Raw genomic sequence first — 18,740 nt, forward strand, 5'->3', positions numbered from 1 at the left:
GATTTGAGAGTAAGAATAGTTTTCGGCTTAACAAACAAAGGGGCTTCGGTACCCTTTCACCATCAGTTTTTACTATCCGGGTTAGTAAATTCTGTTATGGACAGACACAGGATTGAGTTTCCTGATTTCGACTTATATAATTTCTCGGGTTTAAAAGGACAAACTAAAGTTGGTAAAGAAGGCTTGCATTTCTATTCTAACAAAGTGACTCTTGTCTTTTCAAGTCCAAATGAAAAATATATAGATGTTTTCGTCAAGGCATTATTTAAAATGCCTCAGGTTGAAATCGGTAAGTTATTACTCGTTCCTCTCACCGTAGAAAGAGAAGCTGAACCTCAGCTTGCGAATGAGGTGAAGTTTATCTGTATTTCTCCATTGGTAATTATCAATCCGGAGGAAAAAGGTAGTGATCCTAAGAAGTTCATTAGTCCTTCTACAGATATGTTTTCAGATATGCTTTATGAAAGTACGATGAGTAGAATGGAAAAATCTAAAAGATTTACTCCTGAGGAAATTGCGTCTTTCTATAAATTCCAGATTGTTCCAGATAAAGACTATCTGACAAAGATAAGAGAGGAAGAAAAGAAATTTGCACGTATTTTCCCTGTTTTTCATAAAGCTGAAAAATACGAGGTAAGAGGATATACGTTCCCTTTTACACTATATGCAGATCCTAAAGTACAGCAGTTTGTTTTTGATTGCGGCTTAGGATTTTATGCCTTTAAGGGCTTTGGTATGCTGGATATTGCTAATGCAGATCCGAACCAAAGAACTACTCCCTTCAATGTTAGTAATGATTAGTAATATAAACGGGAGAAGATTAATTTCTTCCGTTTATATTAATAGATTTGTAGCCTACCACAATATCTGATCTCGCTCCTGGTGGTCTGTAATAGACTATAAAATCGTATAAGTTCTGAGTAGCGAAATGAGATCCTTCAAAAAAAACTTCATCGCTGATTTTGCTTCCTTGTGGGACAAAAGCGTATCTGTAATTGTAATAGCCTTGTTTTAATAAGGTTTTCAATTGATATGTGTTTGTTTCACTGTTAAATAATAATTCCGAACCAGGCCCTAACTCATAATTATTGAATGATCCTACCACAAAAACTTTACCTGGCATGGGTTCCTTCGTGTCCAGTGAGAAATTTGTGAATATATAATCAGGTTCCACTTCTTTTGTCTTGGTTTCGTAAAGCTCCACAACGAAACGTCCATCTATATCAGGATAAAGTGCGTAGGCTTGATTATTAGTGCTCAAATCTCTCTTTAAAAAAGCTTCTGCAAAATCGGGTTGGATGAATATCTTATCTACATTAATATCATTAAACTTGACACTCCTTGTACTAAAAGTCCTGAATTCATTTCCACCAGGAAAGTTATTTTCAAGGTTAAAGAAATTATAATCCAGTTTATGGATATCCTCCTGTACATATAAAGGTTGTAAATTGTCTATAACTTTGTCCCATCTGTTGTTTTGGCGAATAACTACCTTTACAGAACCTCGGGGATTTATAATTTCCATATTCGGATACAGTATACTAAAATCCAATTGTTGATGGGTGAAGCGTTGGTTTATTCCAGTAGAAGGTTTTTGCTCTGCTAATATTGTTACTTTGCTATCAAAAACAATAAACCTCTTGGTTAAAATAAAATCTGATTCATCTCCGCTTCTATATATTACCGCAAGGTAATTGCCTGTGACTTTTACCTTAGGTAAAGTTATTTTATAATGAGTATAAGGAATTCGTGTTCCTATAGACGACTTTCTGTCCTCTATAAAATTTTCATTGTAGCCATCAAGATATTGAACTGTACTAAGGCTTGAGATTGTCCAATCGGCATTGCAGTGAATGATTTTCAGGTATAAGCTTGATGTGTTTTCTCCTAACTCGTCAAATTCCAAAATCATTGGCACATTCTGAATTAACGGTACAATGGGAGTGTTCAATTCATCATTGGTTCCTGAATTAGCAGGATATAGCAATACCGTTTTAAAGGTTTCTTCGTATACAAAGTCTCTGGTAAGTAGAGTCTTGTCCTGCGATTTTAAATTACTGCTAAAAGTTAATTGAATAATGCTCGAAATAAATAGGAGACAAGAAAGTCTCCTTAAAAATTTAGATTTTGTCATTTTATTTTTTGTCTTCAAGCTCTTGGATTTTTTCTGCATATTCATCCCATTTCTGTTGCTCTTCTTCGAGTTGCTGACGAAGCTGTTCATATTTAGAGTTGGTATCTGCAAGTTTTTGGACATTACTATAAACGTCCGGCTTAGCCAATTCTTCTTCTACCTTTACTTTTTTATTTTCAAGCTCAGTAATTCTAGCTTCAATTTTATCAAGCTGATTTTGCAGACTCTTTAGTTCTTTTTGAATGTCCTTTCCTGGTTCAATGTTATTTTTAACTGGATTTTCTTCCGACTTCTTAGTAACAGAAGGCCTTGCAGGAGCAGTTGCCGGATTTTTAATCCTTTGTTCCTGCCAGTAGCAGTATTCTTCGTAGGTTCCAGGATACTCTTTTATTTCATTGTCTTCTATAAACCAAATTTTATTAGCTACCTGAGACACAAAATGTCTGTCGTGTGAAATTACAATATAGGTTCCTTCATACTGCTGCAGAGCCTGTATCAGAATATTCACAGAGACAATATCCAAGTGGTTGGTTGGCTCATCAAGTAAAAGAAAATTGGCTTCTGAAATCAGTGTTTTGGCAAGTGCTACTCTTGATTTTTCGCCTCCAGATAATACTTTAATTTTTTTGAAAACATCATCATTGGAGAAGAGAAAACAACCCAGTACTGTACGAAGCTCTAACTCTGATTTGTCACTGCCAGCTTCTTTAAGCTCATCCAGCATAGAGTTGTTAACGTTTAGGGATTCAAGCTGGTGCTGTGCAAAAAATCCTTGAAGAACATTGTGTCCTTCTGTTCTTTCTCCTTCAATATTTTCAGTACCTGCTATAATTCTTAAAAGAGTAGATTTTCCTTTACCATTTGCACCGATCAAGGCTATTTTATCTCCTCTTTCAATGATTGCATGTGTATTCTTCAAAATATTAAGGTCTCCATAAGACTTTGAAATATTTTTTAAAGAGAGAATTGTTCTTCCCGGATTTTTGCTGAATTTAAATCTGAAATTTACTCTTGCATTTTCTTCCACGACATCCTCAATCAAATCCATTCGCTCCAGGGATTTAACACGAGATTGCACTTGTCGTGCTTTGGAAGCTTTTGCTTTGAATCGATCTATAAAGCGCTCAGTCTGGCGGATTTTGGATTGCTGATTTTCAAATGCACCCTTCTGAATCTCGGCCCTTAGTGCCTTTTCTTCTAGGTAGAATTGATAGTTGCCAGCATAAATATGAAGATTTTGCTGAGTTACTTCTACAACTGTTTTTACAGTATTATCCAGGAAGTATCTATCGTGAGATACCACAATGATAGCCCCTTCATAGCTTTCAAGATATTTCTCTATCCATTGGATGGAAGGAAGATCAAGGTGGTTGGTAGGCTCATCAAGAAGAAGGAGTGATGGTTTTGCCAAAAGGAGTTTAGCAAGCATAACCCGCATTCTCCAGCCTCCGGAAAATGTTTTTAAAGGTTTCTCTAAATCTTTGGTAGAAAAGCCCAGCCCCTCTAATATTTCTTCTGCTTTGGATTGAATTGAATAACCATCCAATGCTTCAAATCTTTCCTGAAGTTTCGTTAGTTTGTCAACTAGAGAGTCCTTATAATCGGTCTCCATTTCTTTTAGAACTTCATCAATTTTCTTTTGAAGGGCCATAGCTTCTTCAAAAGCCTGCATAGCTACGTGTAATATGCTTTCCTGAGAATCATAGGAGAGAAGATCCTGATTAAGAAAACCAATAGTACATTCTCCACTCCTGGAAATATCTCCTTTGTCGGGCTTATACTCTCCTGTAATAAGGCGAAGCAATGTTGATTTGCCTGTACCATTGGCACCTATTAGTCCAATTCTGTCTTTAGGCTTTATATGTAAGGAAACATCTTCGTAAAGTGGACGACTACCAAAATAGAAAGACAGATTGTTTATTGAGAGCATAATTTTAAAATAATAGAATAAAAGGCAAATTTAACCAAATAAGAGGAGGATGGAAAGTTTTATCAAATAATGAAGGTCTGGGAGTAAAAGTTCAATGCTATTTAGTTAATTTTGCATTAAAAATACTCCTATGGAAAAACCTGCTTTTGATGATATTTACATGGAACTGGCTGTAAATCTTTCCAAAAGATCTCATTGTGTGAAAAGACAAGTAGGAGCTGTCCTGACCAAAGATACAAGGATTATTTCCATTGGTTATAATGGCCCTCCTGCAGGTACTCATAATTGCGATGAAGAATGGCCAGGAGAGGGGTGCCCCCGGGATTCAAAAGGAAGTTGTTCACTTGCCTTACATGCGGAGCAAAATGCAATTATTTATGCAATTGATAATGGCGCAATAATTAAGGGATCAACGATTTATGTTACATTATCCCCTTGTATTGCCTGTGCTAGAGTTATTTTCAGTCTTGGAATTTCAAAAGTAATTTTCCTTCATTCATATGCTGAATATAAAGGTATTGCAAGTGACGAAGGTGTAGACTTTTTGAGGAAATTTGGTGTTGAAGTTGAGAAATACAAGGGTGAGTTACCTCATTTTACCCCTAACGATGTCAGCCGAGGTTAATATTATAAAATATTAACCTCGGTTTCCAGTTCAATACCGAATTTTTCGGTTACAGACTTTTTAATTTCTAAAGAAAGATTTTTGATCTCTTCTCCGCTGGCTTCACCACAATTAATTAAAACCAGGGCCTGACTTTTATGGACACCTGCATTGCCTATAACTTTTCCTTTCCAACCACACTGTTCGTTTAACCAACCTGCAGGAACCTTCACTTTTCCTGGTTCGCAGGGAAAAAAAGGTATAGTTGGATATTGAAGTTTTAGTTTCTCAAATTGCTCCTCCGGAATCTCAGGATTTTTGAAAAAACTTCCGGCATTGCCAGTTACTGCAGGATCAGGAAGTTTTGATTTTCTAATATGAATAACCGCATCACTTACATCTTTAACGGTAGGCTTAAATACATTCATCTCTTTTAATGTATCTGTAATAGCTCCGTAAGAAATATTTAGATGAGGATTTTTTTCCAGTTTGAAAAATACACTGGTAATGACAAATTTTCCTTTAAAATGTTGTTTGAAAATGCTGTCTCTGTAGCCAAATAAACAATCTTGGTTAGTAAATACAGCTTTATCACCAGTAGCAATATGGATAGCTTCCAGACTTTCCATGCAATCTTTGATTTCAACTCCATAGGCTCCAATATTTTGAACAGGCGCAGCTCCGACACAACCGGGAATCAGGGATAAGTTTTCTAATCCTCCAAAACCTCGAGCTACTGTATATAATACAAGATCATGCCATAGTTCTCCTGCTCCAGCTTTGATGTATACAGAAGTATCATTTTGCCCAATAATTTCAATGCCCTTTATTTGATTATGTAGTACAAGTCCATCAAAATCTTTTGTAAAAAGAATATTGCTTCCGCCACCAAGTACTAATTTGGGTAACTTTTTATATTCTTCATTATTCAATATTTCTAATAACTCACTCTCATTTTTAAATTGAGTATACCCTTTTGCATTGACATCTATTCCAAAAGTGTTGTATTTCTTTAAACTAAAGTCTGATTTTATTTCCATTTAAAATAAAAATTCTCCTATAAAAACCCCAAGTATTTTAATTCTGTTCAAAGTTAACTTTTCAAAAAAAGAAAAAGATGATGAAGATCAAATTTTGCATTTTGAGCTAAAAAAACTTATTCACATTTTTTTTGAATCATGTAAGGAATGGGTAAGATTTTGAAGATGTTATTGTCAGAAGTTAAAAAACCTAATGAGTTGAAATCATGAGGTTTAGTTGTCAAAAGTGGATGTTTTAGGTTAATTATTTGATTTATAAACTTTTAAATTGAATTGTCCACAAAGTTTAGTATTTTTTGTGGAAAAAAATTATTTAAAATCATTCTAAATTATAGCTATTTTTTGAGTTTTTAAAATGTAATTATTTGATTTTCAGGAGTATTTTATTGGAAGCCCCCCTAAGGTTATATTTTCATTAAAATTGCTCTAAAAACATTTTTGATAAATTCAATTCGCATCTTAGATTTGTGCGACTTTATAAAGAGTATGCCCAAATTAACGGATAAAACTAATTTTAACATGTCCTTAACCAATACCATCAATCGCTCGGCGATTACTTTGTTATTACTTTTTCTTTCACTTTTTGTCAGTTTGCCATCGAATGGTGAGGACAAACCGGCTGCGGGCGCAGCCGGAGCCGATCCAGCAAAGGTAGCTGAAGGTGCAAAGTTGTTTGAAGCAAATTGTAAGGCTTGTCACGCTGTCCATGACGTAGTTGTTGGGCCTGCGCTGAAAGATGTAAACAAAAGAAGACCAATTGGCTGGATAGTCAATTTCGTTCACAATTCACAGAAAGTAATTGCAAGTGGTGATCCTTATGCTGTTGAGCTTTACAACAAATTCGGTAAAACGGAAATGAAATCTTTCCCTGAGCTTTCAGAGGATCAGATTAAAAGTATAGTTGCATATATTGTAGATGAAGGTGGTAAAAAGGTGGATGTGGGACCTAAGCCTCCTGTTGATGGACAACCTCAATCTGAAGCGAAGGATGAAGGAGGTTATTCAGGCATCATCTTGATCCTAATCATCATCGTTCTTGTTCTAGTTCTTGTAATGTTAGTAGTATTCCTTTCAGTATTGAAAAGATACCTGAAAGACAAAGAAGAAAAACTTGCAGAATCTGACAGAGAAATAGTAAATCAAAAATTTGATGTACTTAAAGTAATAAAAAGCAAAGGATTCCTTTCTATAGTAGGTATCATCTTTGTTTCATTAGCCCTTAGAGCTTGCTGGAACAACATGTTCTATGTAGGTGTAGATCAAGGTTATGCTCCAATTCAGCCAATACCATTCTCTCATAAACTTCACGCTGGTCAGTACAAAATCGATTGTAACTATTGCCACACTGGAGTAACTAAAGGTAAACAAGCTAACATCCCATCTTTGAATATCTGTATGAACTGCCACTCTCAAATTAAGAGCGGTCCAAGATTCGGTCAGGATGGAATTGCAAAAGTTATTGACGCTTACAATTCAAATAAGCCTGTTAAATGGGTAAGAGTACACAACCTTCCTGATCTAGCTTACTTCAACCATGCACAACACGTGAAGGTAGGTGGTATAGAGTGTAAGACATGCCACGGCCAGATCGATACAATGGAAGTTGTAAGACAACACTCACCTTTAACAATGGGATGGTGTATCAATTGCCACAGAGAGACTGCGGTGAACGGAAAAGACAATGCTTATTATGACAAGCTGCTTGAGCTTCATTCTAAGAAAGGTCCGTTAAAAGTTGCTGAAAACGGAGGTCTTGAGTGTGCAAAATGTCACTATTAATCAATTTAGAAGCCTAATTCATTTTATATAGATTCTTATGAAAGATAACAATAAAAAATACTGGAAAGGTATTGAGGAATTATCCAACGATCCAGAATTTTTAAAGCATGCGCATAATGAGTTCCCTGAATTTTTATCTGTAAAGGAAAAAGGAAGCAGTGAAGCTTCTGATGCTCCTGACAGAAGAGATTTTTTGAAACTATTAGGCTTTAGTGTTGCTGCAGTTTCCCTTGCTGCTTGCGAGGCTCCTGTAAAAAAAGTTATTCCATATGTAAATAAACCTGTTGACGTTGATCCAGGTATTGCAAACTGGTATGCTTCTACATACCAAGAAGGTGGCGAATATTGCAGCATCTTAGTAAAAACTAGAGAAGGAAGACCTATTAAAATTGAAGGAAACAAACTTTCTCCAATTACAATGGGTGGAACAAGTGCAAGAGTACAGGCTTCTGTTCTAAGTTTATACGATACTGAAAGATTAGAATTCTTTGTTGAGAATGGCAAGCAGATAAAAGTGAAGTCGATAGCAGAGTATGCTCCTCTTGACAGAAAGATTATTGATAAATTAGCTGCAGCTCAGGCTTCAGGTAAATCAATTAGAATTGTTTCTCAGACAATTTTAAGCCCTACAACTAAAAAAGCAATCGAAGAATTTAAGGCAAAATATCCTGCAACTGAACATGTTATGTATGATGTTCTTTCAGCAGAAGGTATCCTTAAAGCAAATGAAATATCTCTTGGTCAGAGAATAATCCCTTCTTATAATTTTGGTGCCGCAGATGTAATAGTAAGCTTTGGTGCTGATTTCCTTGGAACATGGATTTCTCCGATAGAATATGCTAAGCAATATTCTAAAACAAGAAAATTAAGTGCTCACAAGAAAACAATGAGTAAGCATTACCAAATTGAAAGCAATTTATCGCTTACTGGTTGTAATGCTGATACGAGATTACCTATCAAACCTTCTGAAGAAGGACTTTATGTTGCAGCGCTATACAATGCACTTGGATTTGGTGGATTAAGTACTAAAGCCCCAAACCATGAAGTAATTAAAAAGGCAGCAACAGATCTTTTAAAGGCTAAAGGAAAGTCATTAGTTGTGAGCGGTTCAAATGATCCGTATGTTCAGCTTTTGGTAAATAAAATCAATAGTGAATTAGGCAATTACGGTAAAACTATTGATGTAAGTACTCCTTCATTTCAGAAACAAGGAAGCGATGAGGCAATCCTTAAATTTATTGAAGATGCTAAATCAGGCCAGGTAGGTGCAGTTATTTTCTACGGTGCTAACCCTGTTTATGATCATCCAAAAGGAGAGGAGCTAAAAGAAGCATTAAAGAAAATTTCATTGAAAATTTCCTTTAATGATCGTATGGATGAGACTTCTTCTGAAGTTGACTATGTTTGTCCAGATCTTCATTTCCTTGAGTCATGGAATGATGCTGAGCCTAAAAAAGGATTTTTTAGCTTAACTCAGCCTACAATTACTCCAATATTCAAAGGTAACAGAGCTGCACAGGAGTCACTTTTGATATGGTCAGGCAACAAGACTGATTACTATACTTACCTAGAAAATAACTGGAAATCAAGATTAACTGGTGGTAACTTCCAGGAATTGTGGGATAAAACTTTACATGATGGTTTGTATTCTGGAAAAACTAGTGAACTACATGTTACACCTGGTCATAGCGAAACAGAAGCATATGCAGCAATTTCTGATACTGCATCTGTCGGAGCATTTCACACAGGAGGATCATCTACTCCTAATGTTAATCTAAGTGAAGTAGAAGATAATATCAACAGAACTTATAAAACTAATTCAGGCATTGAGCTTAGTCTTTATTATAAAGTAGGATTAGGATCGGGTTCGCTTTCAGCAGGAAATAATCCTTGGTTACATGAATTACCGGATCCTGTTTCTAAAGCAACTTGGGATAACTATCTGGCTATTCCTAAAAAGATGGCTAATGAGATGGATATTGCTCAAGGTGATGTAGTTGCTCTTACAGTTGATGGAAAGAATACAGGAATTGAAGTTCCTGTGTTAATTCAGCCAGGTCAGGCAAACAATACTGCTTCTTTAGCTCTAGGATATGGAAGAACTAAAGCTGGAAAATGTGGAAATGAAGTAGGGAAGAATGCTTATCCTTTGATCAAAGTTAAAGGTGGCAGACTTGATTTGAATGCTGGTGTTGTAACCTTTGCTAAAACTGGTGATGAGAGAAAAATAGCTCAGACACAAACTCACCATACAGTTATGGCTCGTCCAATTATTCAGGATGCTAGTCTAGCTGAATATCAAAAAGATGCAGGTGCGGGAAGATACAAGCCGATGATTCATACAAACCTGTATGGAGAAAAGAAACCTACCGAAATCACTACCTGGTATGAACATGAGAAACCTAACCATTTATGGGGTATGAGTATTGACCTCAACTCTTGTATTGGTTGTGGAGCTTGCGTTGTAGCATGTCAGTCTGAAAATAACGTTCCTGTAGTAGGTAGAAAAGAGGTGCTGAACAGAAGAGAGATGCACTGGATTCGTATCGATCGTTACTACAGCAGTGATGCAGAAACTGATAAAACTGGTGAGTATTTTGAAAGTGAATCAGGAGTTAAAGATCTTGAAATAGCTGCAGAGAATCCGACAGTAACATTCCAACCAATGTTATGTCAGCAATGTAACCACGCACCTTGCGAGTCAGTGTGCCCTGTTGCAGCTACTACCCACAGTAGCGAAGGGCTAAACCAAATGACCTACAACAGATGTATCGGAACAAGATACTGTGCAAATAACTGCCCATATAAAGTAAGAAGATTTAACTGGTTTAAATACTTTGAAAACGAGGAGTTTGACAAAAACGTCAGCATGAACAACTTCCTTGGTAGAATGGTGTTGAACCCTGATGTAACTGTAAGATCAAGAGGAGTTATGGAAAAATGCTCTTTCTGTGTACAGAGAATTCAGGAAGGAAAGCTTAAAGCTAAGATGGAAAAGAGAAGACCAATTGATGGTGAAATCGTTACAGCTTGTGCTTCAGCATGTCCTACAGATGCGATTATATTTGGTGACAGAAATGATACAGAAAGCAGACTACATAAAGACAATGTTGTAGAGAATGCAGAAAGATCATATGCAGTCCTTGAAGAGCTTAATGTTCAACCAAACATTTTGTATCTAACTAAAATCAGAAACTCTTAATTAGAACCTATTACAGATTTTTAATATAAAAAATATGCAAGTTACTTCGCCCGTAAGACCGCCTCTGGTAACAGGGGGCAAAACTGTCTCTGATGTTACTCAGGATATAAGCAGGCACGTAGAAAATAAACCTACAAAATTGTGGATCATGGCATTCACACTTTCTGTTATCACACTTTGTTATGGTTCATATTGTTTGTGGACTACATGGTATAAGGGAATTGGAATGTGGGGATTGAATAAAACAATAGGTTGGGCATGGGATATCACTAACTTCGTATGGTGGGTTGGTATTGGTCACGCAGGAACTTTGATTTCAGCTATCCTTTTGCTTTTCAGACAAAAATGGAGAACCTCTATTAACAGAGCAGCGGAAGCTATGACCATATTTGCGGTTATTTGTGCTGCAAGTTTTATCGTAGCTCACATGGGTAGACCATGGCTTGCATATTGGGCACTTCCTCTGCCTAATGCTTTTGGATCACTCTGGGTAAACTTTAACTCACCGCTAGTGTGGGACGTATTTGCGATCAGTACATATTTTACTGTTTCGCTTGTATTCTGGTACATCGGTCTGGTTCCGGATTTTGCTACAATCAGAGAAAGGGCAACAGGAGTTAGAAGAGTTGCTTATGGAGCTCTAAGTTTAGGATGGGACGGTTCTGCAAAGGCATGGCAGAGATATGAGGCTGTCAGCTTAGTGCTTGCAGGTTGTTCTACACCCCTAGTATTATCGGTTCACACAATCGTTAGTATGGACTTTGCAACTTCAGTAATACCTGGTTGGCACGCAACAATTTTCCCTCCTTACTTCGTTGCTGGTGCAATCTTTTCAGGATTTGCAATGGTGTTGACTCTTATGTTAATTACAAGAGTAGTGTTCAGACTTGAAGATTACATTACTGTAGAGCATATGGAGTCAATGAATAAAGTTATTGTATTAACTGGATCAATCGTTGGTATTGCATATTTATCTGAATTCTTTATTGCATGGTACTCTCACGTTCCTTATGAAAGTTACACTTTCATTAACAGAGCGTTTGGAGATGACTATTGGTGGGCATATTGGTCTATGATGACTTGTAACGTAATTTCCCCACAGCTTTTCTGGTTCAGAACTGTTAGAAGAAGTATTGCTTGGACATTCCTTCTTTCGATAGTTGTAAATATCGGAATGTGGTTTGAGCGTTTTGTTATCATCGCGACTTCACTTTCAAGAGACTTCATACCTTCTAGCTGGGCATATTTCTCACCTACTCTTTATGATATCGGTGATTACTTGTTCACTTTTGGTCTGTTCTTTACACTCTTCTTATTATTTGCTAAGTTTTTTCCTGTTGTAAACATGGCTGAGGTAAAGGCAATTATTAAATCATCATCTGCAAAAAAAGATACTAAATAAGGAATATGTCAAAAAGCACAAACTATATAATAGGAGTATTTAACGACGAGGATGTTTTAATGGATGCGGTTAGCACATTAAAGTCATCAGGTGTTAAAATTCAGGAGGCTTATACACCATTTCCTGTACACGGTTTAGATGATGCTTTAGGTTATAAACCATCTAACCTTCCGATTGCAGCGTTTCTATTTGGATTAACCGGAACAATCTGCGCTTTATTATTAACTATTGGAACTATGGGCTTTGATTGGCCTATGGATATTGGAGGTAAGCCATTTGTTCCGCTACCTCACTTTATACCGGTAACCTTTGAGCTAACAATTCTTTTAGCATCATTAGGAATGGTAGCAACCTTCTTGATTATCAGCAATCTTAAACCTTGGGGACATGATCCATTCATGTTCGACGGAAGAAGTACAGATGATAAATTTCTTATTGTTATTGATCTGGATAAAAATAAGATGGATAAAGTCGCTCTTACCAATTTATTCAAACAGACAGGAGCATCAGAAGTAAATTCTAAAATTGTTGAAAATCATTAATATTATTTTCTGACATGAGAAACGCTTATAAATACACATATATATTTTTAATTCTTACTGTTATCCTCTCTTCTTGTGTTGATCAAAAGAAGTTTGAGAACATTGGAACGCATGAGAAACCTAATGTTGAGTTTGCACCAAATATGTATCATTCATTGGCTTATGAACCATTAACTCAGATCACAGATACTGAGGCAGGTTTATGGTTAAATTCTAACGATAGTGATACTGGAGAGTTTTTTAACTCTAACCCTTATAATCCTCATAAAATGAATATGAGAGATCCAGCTGCTCATACAGTTAGGTTTAATAGCGATGGTTTTTTACCTTACCGTCTTCCAAAAGATTGTCTTGATTATGCTGCAAGGACTCTTGTTAATCCATTAAAAATTAATGATAAGACAATTGAAGACGGAAAAATTCTTTATACTAAGTTTTGCGCTCACTGTCATGGAGAAACAGGACAAGGTGATGGCCCAGTGAATGACGCTTTCAAAGGGGTAGCTAATTTAACTACAGGTTCTGTAAAGGATGCAACACCAGGCCACATCTTCCATGTGATTACTTGGGGTAAAGGCAGAATGGGAGCTCACGGTAGTCAGTTAAACCAGGAAGAACGTTGGAAGATTGTTTCCTACGTAAAAGAAAATTTACAAAAAGCTGAAGCGCAACAATAAACACATTAAATTTTTAACTCATGGTAGTCGAAGAAAAATTTGAATTTACAAGCGGGGCTAAAAAGAAAATTATAACAACCTTTGTGGTCGGTCTTGTATTGGCCCTCATAGGAATATTTGTAATAGGCTCAGGAAATCACGGGCATGAAGAAGCTCATGGAGCCGATCATTCTAAAGAAACAGTAGCAGCTTCAGCTCAACATCATGGTGGACATGAAGCTTCAGCAAATGAACATGCAGGAGCAGAGCATCATGAAGGAGGAGAACATGCTGAAGGTGGACATCACGGTGCAACTGGTATTGCATTAAGAGTAATTAAAAACCTTTGGCATAACAGTGTTTTCTTTACTGGTATTGCTGTAATAGGTGTATTCTTTATAGCGTTTAATTATATCGCCCAGGCGGGTTGGTCTGCTGCAATTAAAAGGGTTCCAGAAGCATTCGGATATTATATTCCGTTTGCTGCAATATCTACAATTACTCTTTTCTTTTTATTCAAGCAAGACTTGTTTCACTGGTATCATGATGGGTTGTATAATCCGTTTTTAGCAGATGGTAAGACTCCAAATCCAGAGTATGATCCTATCATAGCTAGCAAAACCTGGTATTTAGGAAAAGGATTTTATATCTTCAGATTATTCGCATACTTCATTCTTTGGTTCTTAGTATGGTTTAAATTAAGAACAAATTCTTTAAATGAAGATTTAAATGCTGATTTGAAATATCATGACAGCAGCATTTTCTGGTCTGCTATTTTCCTTATAATTTGGGGTGTAACGTCTTCCACATCTGCATGGGATTGGGTTATGTCAGCTGATCCTCACTTCTTCAGTACAATGTTTGGTTGGTATGTACTAGCAAGTTGGTTTGTTACAGGCCTTGCATTTATTACTTATATCACTGTGGCGCTTAAAGAAGCAGGTTATCTTTCTTTTGTAAATGAAAACCACTTCCATGATTTAGGTAAATTCATGTTTGCGTTCAGCATTTTCTGGACATATATCTGGTTCGCTCAGTTCTTGCTAATTTATTATGCAAACATTCCAGAAGAATCATATTATTATGTTGAAAGATTAAAGAATGATACTTATAGTCCTATATTCTTTATCAATTTGATAGTTAATTTCCTTTTCCCTTTCCTTGTTTTAATGACGAGAGATGCAAAGAGACAAAGGATCATTCTAAAGGTAGTTGCAGTAGCAATTATTATCGGTCACTGGTTGGATTTCTATATCATGTTAACTCCTCCGATTTTGAAACATGAGGGTGGTTTGGATGCAAATTTCTTATTTATCGAATTAGGATTGGCATTAGTATTCGGAAGTATATTTGTTTTCTTGATAATGACTGGATTGTCAAAAGCATCCTTAGTTGCTAAAAACCATCCAATGCTTGAAGAAAGTATCCACCATCACGTAGTTTAATTAGGAATTTAACTTTAATTAATAAATTAAGATAAAATGTTAGGATTATATATAAGCATAGCTGCGGTTCTTATCCTTGCTATTCTTTTCCTGGTCTTCAGGATTCAGACCTTCATTGATATTGTCAGGGGAGCTAATTCCAGGAGAGTCGGAACAAGCAATAAAGTTAATGCATTTTTACTTCTTGCTTTCTTCGTTGTTTCTACAGCATTGTTTATCTGGTATTCTGTACCAGCATCAAAGTTTTTCCTTCCAAAGGCAGTTTCGGAACATGGTGTAAGAACAGATCAAATGTTTTGGATTACAATGTCTATTCTGATAATCGCGTTTATTGGTACAAATATTTTCTTGTTTTCTTTTGTATTTAAATATCAATTCAAAGAAGACAGAAAAGCATATTTCTATCCAGATAACCACAAATTAGAAATTATATGGACTGTGATTCCTGCAATTGTAATGGCTATCCTTGTTTATTTCGGATGGAAAGAGTGGTCTTCAATTACAAGACCTGCGCCTGAAAATGCAGAAGTAGTTGAAATCATGGGGAAACAATTTGCGTGGCAAGTAAGGTATCCTGGTAAGGATAAAAAATTTGGTGGGTACAATTTTAAATTAATTGATGCTACTAATGAGATGGGGATGAATTTGAGTGATCCTCATACTAAGGATGATTTTTTACCAAGTGAAATTCATATCCCTAAAGGTCAGCCAGTATTGTTTAAAATTAGAGCAAGAGATGTTATTCACAGTGTTTTCGCTCCGCACTTCAGATTAAAAATGGATGCAGTTCCGGGGCTTCCAACCAAATTTTGGTTTACTCCAACTAAAACTACTCAGGAAATGAGAGATGAGCTTGGAAACCCGAAATTTAATTATGAAATCGCTTGTACAGAGGTATGCGGTAGAGGTCACTTTGCAATGAGATATATCATTGTTGTTGAAGAGCCAGAAGATTATGAAACTTGGTTCGCGGCACAAAAGCCTTGGTCTGAGTCTAACCTTGAGTATATTTTAACAAAGGTGGATGAAAAATCCAAAGGATTATATCCAGCGCCTCCAGCGCCAGCACCTGCGCCAAAAGCTGATACAGCATCTGTAGCGGTTGCTCCAGCTGATACTGTAGCTAAATAATATTAGCATTCATAAAATTCTTACTAAAATCGAAAAATATTTTCTAATAATATGTCTGTAGCCGAAAGTCATTTGCACGACCATCATGATGATCACGAACATGATCACCATGATTTACCTTGGATTAAAAAGTATGTATTTAGCGAAGATCACAAGGTTATTGCCAAACAATATCTGATTTCAGGTATTATCTGGGCAATTATCGGAGGCGGTTTATCATTACTTTTCAGACTTCAGTTAGCTTATCCGGATGCTAATTTTGACTGGTTGAAGCCTTTATTAGGCGGATGGATCCAGAATGGAAAATTAGACCCTGAATTCTACCTGGCACTTGTTACAATGCACGGAACTATCATGGTTTTCTTTGTATTGACTGCTGGTTTGAGTGGTACTTTCAGTAACTTCCTTATTCCTTTACAAATTGGAGCAAGAGATATGGCTTCAGGATTCCTGAACATGTTATCCTACTGGTTCTTCTTTGTATCTGGTGTTATAATGTTGTGTAGTTTATTTATAGAAACGGGTCCTGCTGGTGGGGGATGGACTGTATATCCACCTTTGAGTGCATTACCTCAGGCAATTTCTGGTTCTGGACTTGGTATGACATTGTGGTTGATCAGTATGGCATTGTTTATAGTTTCAACTTTACTAGGTGGTTTGAACTATATTACAACTGTCATCAACTTAAGAACTAATGGTATGTCATTTTTAAGAATGCCACTTACAATCTGGGCATTTTTCATTACTGCGATCATTGGTCTATTGTCATTCCCTGTATTATTTTCTGCAGCTTTATTATTAATTTTTGATAGAACTTTCGGTACCAGCTTCTTCCTTTCTGATATTTATATTGCTGGTCAGGCTTTATCATTTGAAGGTGGTAGCCCTGTATTGTTCCAGCATTTATTTTGGTTTTTAGGACACCCTGAAGTTTATATCGTATTGCTTCCTGCACTTGGTATCACTTCTGAAATCGTAGCTACAAATTCTAGAAAACCGATTTTCGGATATAAAGCTATGATTGGTTCTATGTTAGCTATCGCTTTCTTATCATTCATCGTTTGGGCACACCATATGTTTATTTCAGGTATGAATCCATTCCTGGGATCTATATTCATGTTCCTTACTTTGATTATTGCAGTTCCTTCCGCAGTAAAAGCGTTTAACTACATTACAACACTTTGGAGAGGTAATATCATTTTCACTCCTGCAATGTTGTTCTCAATTGGTCTAGTATCATTCTTCATTTCTGGAGGTTTGACTGGTATTGTTCTTGGTAACTCTGCAGCAGATATTCAGTTGCATGATACTTATTTCGTAGTAGCCCACTTCCACATTGTAATGGGTAGCGCTTCTTTCTTTGGTATGCTAGCAGGCGTTTATCACTGGTTCCCTAAAATGTTCGGAAGAATGATGGATGAGAAATTAGGATATGTCCACTTCTGGATTACATTCATTGGTGTTTACATGGTGTTTTTCCCAATGCACTATATCGGTATTGCAGGTTTCCCAAGAAGATACTACTCATTCACTGGATTTGATTTTACTCAGAGCTTTACTGATTTGACTCAGATTATTACTATAGCTGCAATTGTAACTTTTGCTGCTCAGTTTATATTCTTATTCAATTTCTTCTTCAGCATATTTAAAGGTAGAAGAGCTACTGAAAATCCTTGGAGATCTAACACACTTGAGTGGACTACACCAGTTGAGCCAGGTCACGGTAACTGGCCAGGTGCTATTCCAACAGTCTACAGATGGGCATATGATTATAGCAAGCCTGGAGCTGAAGATGATTTCATACCTCAGAATGTTCCTTTCTCAGAAACAAAGGGATCTAATTTCCCTCACGAGAATGAGCAAATGGTAGCTGAGGCTGAGAGTATTCATGGAAAATAATTCAGACTATAAAAGATTCGGTAAGGTAACTTTTGTTACTTTAATTGCAGTCTATTTATTGATATTGGCTGGAGGAATTGTAAGAAGTACAGGTTCAGGAATGGGATGTCCCGACTGGCCCAAATGTTTCGGGAATTATGTTCCTCCAACCCATATCAGTGAACTTCCTTTGGATTATAAGGAGCGTTATAAAGTTCACGGTTTTGAAGCAGAATTTAATCCGGTAAAAACCTGGATTGAATATGTAAATAGGCTAATGGGTGCAGTAGTTGGTTTTTTAATGCTGTTGGTTGTTAGCTTTTCTGTTCCATTGATAAAAAGGGATTGGAGCTTGTTTGCATTAAGTTTGTTGACCCTTTTCTTGATAGGTTTTGAAGCTTGGTTGGGAAAAATGGTAGTTTCATCAAATTTAGCCCCGATAATGATTACAATACATATGGGTGGTTCTCTTGTAATTGTAGGTTTGCTGATCTGGATTTTATTAAAAACATTTCCACAACGCTTTACTTACTTTAAAGGTCCTGCTCATTCAAAGTTCAATTTTCTGGTTGTATTTCTATTGATTTTAACATTCCTTCAGATTTCCGTAGGAACTCAGGTAAGAGAAGAAATAGATTTAATCATTGTCGAAAACAACAACTCAAATAGAGAACTTTGGATAGATAGTTTAGGGAAGGTGTTTTTGTTCCATAGAATTATCGGATATGCATTGTTGGTCTTGTCAGCCTATTTGTTCTTTGGATTTAAAAAGATTATTGAGAATAAAATAATTATTAAGTCTGTCTCTGTTGTTTTCTACTGTTTATTAGTAGAGACACTTGCAGGTATAGCATTAGCTGTTTTCAGCTTACCACCATACCTTCAACCATTACATTTATTGCTGGCGACGATAGTTTTCGGTATACTGTTTTTCGTTTTTACAATAATAAATGTCAACCTAGAAGGTTTTAAGATGAAAGCAAAATTGAATTATTAA

General features: G+C 36.3%; 14 protein-coding genes. 11 read left to right on the forward strand and 3 right to left on the reverse strand.

Annotated features, from left to right (window positions below; all coding sequences use genetic code 11):
* Window positions 1-3 precede the first annotated feature (3 nt).
* A complete protein-coding gene (cas6, locus tag J7604_RS20865; RefSeq protein ID WP_293900245.1) occupies window positions 4-801 on the forward strand; it encodes a CRISPR-associated endoribonuclease Cas6 in 798 nt (265 codons plus the stop codon).
* Window positions 802-820: 19 nt separating this feature from the next.
* Here cas6 and J7604_RS20870 read toward each other — a convergent pair whose 3' ends face one another.
* On the reverse strand, window positions 821-2,134 hold the full coding sequence (locus tag J7604_RS20870; protein WP_293900248.1) for a DUF5103 domain-containing protein: 1,314 nt from the start codon (window positions 2,132-2,134) through the stop codon (window positions 821-823).
* 1 nt (window position 2,135) lies between these two features.
* Window positions 2,136-4,064, reverse strand: a complete 1,929-nt coding sequence (abc-f, locus tag J7604_RS20875; RefSeq protein ID WP_293900251.1) for a ribosomal protection-like ABC-F family protein — start codon at window positions 4,062-4,064, stop codon at window positions 2,136-2,138.
* A 130-nt stretch (window positions 4,065-4,194) separates the two neighbouring features.
* On the opposite strand from abc-f, the gene J7604_RS20880 reads away from it, so the two are divergent.
* Window positions 4,195-4,689, forward strand: a complete 495-nt coding sequence (locus tag J7604_RS20880; protein ID WP_293900254.1) for a dCMP deaminase family protein — start codon at window positions 4,195-4,197, stop codon at window positions 4,687-4,689.
* A gap of 2 nt (window positions 4,690-4,691) precedes the next feature.
* Here the strand turns inward: J7604_RS20880 and murB are convergent, their stop codons facing one another.
* Window positions 4,692-5,708, reverse strand: coding sequence for a UDP-N-acetylmuramate dehydrogenase (gene murB / locus J7604_RS20885; protein WP_293900257.1), 1,017 nt, complete (start codon window positions 5,706-5,708; stop codon window positions 4,692-4,694).
* A gap of 519 nt (window positions 5,709-6,227) precedes the next feature.
* Here murB and J7604_RS20890 point away from each other — a divergent pair.
* Genes J7604_RS20890 through J7604_RS20930 form a run of 9 tightly spaced genes read left to right on the forward strand, consistent with a single transcriptional unit; the run spans window position 6,228 to window position 18,740 of the window.
* Window positions 6,228-7,487 carry a c-type cytochrome gene (locus J7604_RS20890; RefSeq protein WP_293900259.1) on the forward strand — a complete coding sequence of 420 codons (1,260 nt, stop codon included), beginning with the start codon at window positions 6,228-6,230 and terminating at the stop codon, window positions 7,485-7,487.
* A 37-nt stretch (window positions 7,488-7,524) separates the two neighbouring features.
* On the forward strand, window positions 7,525-10,689 hold the full coding sequence (locus J7604_RS20895) for a TAT-variant-translocated molybdopterin oxidoreductase (RefSeq protein ID WP_293900261.1): 3,165 nt from the start codon (window positions 7,525-7,527) through the stop codon (window positions 10,687-10,689).
* A 34-nt stretch (window positions 10,690-10,723) separates the two neighbouring features.
* The gene (gene nrfD, locus J7604_RS20900; RefSeq protein ID WP_293900293.1) at window positions 10,724-12,091 is read left to right on the forward strand and encodes an NrfD/PsrC family molybdoenzyme membrane anchor subunit; all 1,368 of its coding nucleotides are present in this window, start codon (window positions 10,724-10,726) and stop codon (window positions 12,089-12,091) included.
* A gap of 5 nt (window positions 12,092-12,096) precedes the next feature.
* Entirely contained in the window at window positions 12,097-12,633 is a 537-nt protein-coding gene (locus J7604_RS20905) for a DUF3341 domain-containing protein (RefSeq protein ID WP_293900296.1), read from the forward strand.
* Between the two features lie 14 nt (window positions 12,634-12,647).
* A complete protein-coding gene (locus J7604_RS20910) occupies window positions 12,648-13,310 on the forward strand; it encodes a cytochrome c (protein WP_293900299.1) in 663 nt (220 codons plus the stop codon).
* 20 nt (window positions 13,311-13,330) lie between these two features.
* Window positions 13,331-14,734: a quinol:cytochrome C oxidoreductase gene (locus J7604_RS20915; RefSeq protein ID WP_293900302.1), complete on the forward strand. Its 1,404-nt coding sequence runs from the start codon at window positions 13,331-13,333 to the stop codon at window positions 14,732-14,734.
* A gap of 36 nt (window positions 14,735-14,770) precedes the next feature.
* A complete protein-coding gene (locus J7604_RS20920; RefSeq protein ID WP_293900305.1) occupies window positions 14,771-15,865 on the forward strand; it encodes a cytochrome c oxidase subunit II in 1,095 nt (364 codons plus the stop codon).
* Between the two features lie 51 nt (window positions 15,866-15,916).
* Window positions 15,917-17,764 carry a cbb3-type cytochrome c oxidase subunit I gene (locus J7604_RS20925; protein ID WP_293900308.1) on the forward strand — a complete coding sequence of 616 codons (1,848 nt, stop codon included), beginning with the start codon at window positions 15,917-15,919 and terminating at the stop codon, window positions 17,762-17,764.
* A complete protein-coding gene (locus J7604_RS20930) occupies window positions 17,754-18,740 on the forward strand; it encodes a heme A synthase (RefSeq protein ID WP_293900311.1) in 987 nt (328 codons plus the stop codon). The genes J7604_RS20925 and J7604_RS20930 overlap by 11 nt, the downstream gene beginning before the upstream one ends.

The organism is Sporocytophaga sp. (assembly GCF_017745095.1).
Taxonomy (GTDB): Bacteria; Bacteroidota; Bacteroidia; order Cytophagales; family Cytophagaceae; genus Sporocytophaga.

What these genes read in the sequence shown, in the direction of transcription:
- J7604_RS20870 (WP_293900248.1), bottom strand. Translation starts at nt 2,134, where the DNA reads ATGACAAAATCTAAATTTTTAAGGAGACTTTCTTGTCTCCTATTTATT.
- abc-f (WP_293900251.1), bottom strand. Translation starts at nt 4,064, where the DNA reads ATGCTCTCAATAAACAATCTGTCTTTCTATTTTGGTAGTCGTCCACTT.
- J7604_RS20880 (WP_293900254.1), top strand. Translation starts at nt 4,195, where the DNA reads ATGGAAAAACCTGCTTTTGATGATATTTACATGGAACTGGCTGTAAAT.
- murB (WP_293900257.1), bottom strand. Translation starts at nt 5,708, where the DNA reads ATGGAAATAAAATCAGACTTTAGTTTAAAGAAATACAACACTTTTGGA.
- J7604_RS20890 (WP_293900259.1), top strand. Translation starts at nt 6,228, where the DNA reads ATGTCCTTAACCAATACCATCAATCGCTCGGCGATTACTTTGTTATTA.
- J7604_RS20895 (WP_293900261.1), top strand. Translation starts at nt 7,525, where the DNA reads ATGAAAGATAACAATAAAAAATACTGGAAAGGTATTGAGGAATTATCC.
- nrfD (WP_293900293.1), top strand. Translation starts at nt 10,724, where the DNA reads ATGCAAGTTACTTCGCCCGTAAGACCGCCTCTGGTAACAGGGGGCAAA.
- J7604_RS20905 (WP_293900296.1), top strand. Translation starts at nt 12,097, where the DNA reads ATGTCAAAAAGCACAAACTATATAATAGGAGTATTTAACGACGAGGAT.
- J7604_RS20910 (WP_293900299.1), top strand. Translation starts at nt 12,648, where the DNA reads ATGAGAAACGCTTATAAATACACATATATATTTTTAATTCTTACTGTT.
- J7604_RS20915 (WP_293900302.1), top strand. Translation starts at nt 13,331, where the DNA reads ATGGTAGTCGAAGAAAAATTTGAATTTACAAGCGGGGCTAAAAAGAAA.
- J7604_RS20920 (WP_293900305.1), top strand. Translation starts at nt 14,771, where the DNA reads ATGTTAGGATTATATATAAGCATAGCTGCGGTTCTTATCCTTGCTATT.
- J7604_RS20925 (WP_293900308.1), top strand. Translation starts at nt 15,917, where the DNA reads ATGTCTGTAGCCGAAAGTCATTTGCACGACCATCATGATGATCACGAA.
- J7604_RS20930 (WP_293900311.1), top strand. Translation starts at nt 17,754, where the DNA reads ATGGAAAATAATTCAGACTATAAAAGATTCGGTAAGGTAACTTTTGTT.